Origin of the sequence: Streptomyces azureus, from assembly GCF_001270025.1 — a bacterium.
In the GTDB taxonomy this organism is placed as follows: Bacteria; Actinomycetota; Actinomycetes; order Streptomycetales; family Streptomycetaceae; genus Streptomyces; species Streptomyces azureus.
The window spans coordinates 1-1,108 of record NZ_DF968248.1; the positions used below are offsets into that span (position 1 = coordinate 1).

The window sequence follows — 1,108 nt, forward strand, 5'->3', positions numbered from 1 at the left end:
TCGGCCCGAATCTGCCGACGACCGGTGCGCCCGGCCCGCTGGCCGCGCAGCCCGCACCGGCGACCGGCCCGGGTGAGCCCACCGCGCGCCTGAACCCGAAGTACCTCTTCGACACGTTCGTCATCGGCGCCTCCAACCGCTTCGCGCACGCCGCCGCGGTCGCCGTCGCCGAGGCACCGGCGAAGGCATACAACCCCCTGTTCATCTACGGGGAGTCCGGGCTCGGCAAGACACACCTGCTGCACGCGATCGGCCACTACGCGCGCAGCCTCTACCCGGGCACGCGGGTGCGGTACGTGAGCTCGGAGGAGTTCACCAACGAGTTCATCAACTCGATCCGCGACGGCAAGGGCGACAGCTTCCGCAAGCGCTACCGCGAGATGGACATCCTGCTCGTCGACGACATCCAGTTCCTGGCGGACAAGGAGTCGACGCAGGAGGAGTTCTTCCACACCTTCAACACGCTCCACAACGCCAACAAGCAGATCGTGCTGTCCTCCGACCGGCCGCCCAAGCAGCTGGTCACGCTGGAGGACCGGCTGCGGAACCGTTTCGAGTGGGGTCTGATCACCGACGTGCAGCCGCCCGAGCTGGAGACGCGGATCGCGATCCTCCGCAAGAAGGCGGTGCAGGAGCAGCTGAACGCACCGCCGGAGGTGCTGGAGTTCATCGCGTCCCGGATCTCGCGCAACATCCGCGAGCTGGAGGGCGCGCTGATCCGGGTCACGGCGTTCGCCTCGCTCAACCGGCAGCCGGTGGACCTGGGCCTGACGGAGATCGTCCTCAAGGACCTCATCCCCGGCGGCGAGGACTCGGCCCCCGAGATCACGTCGACGGCCATCATGGGCGCGACGGCCGACTACTTCGGGCTGACCGTCGAGGACCTGTGCGGCACCTCCCGCGGACGCGCCCTCGTCACCGCCCGGCAGATCGCCATGTACCTGTGCCGTGAGCTCACGGACCTGTCGCTGCCGAAGATCGGCGCGCTGTTCGGCGGCCGCGACCACACGACGGTCATGCACGCGGACCGCAAGATCCGCAATCTGATGGCCGAGCGCCGCTCGATCTACAACCAGGTCACCGAGCTGACCAACCGCATCAAGAACGG

1 protein-coding gene is annotated in these 1,108 nt (G+C 68.1%); it reads left to right on the plus strand.

What is annotated here, in order from left to right:
• Positions 1-1,108: chromosomal replication initiator protein DnaA (dnaA, locus tag AOQ53_RS13205; RefSeq protein ID WP_099054589.1), on the plus strand; the 1,108-nt coding region annotated here is incomplete at both ends.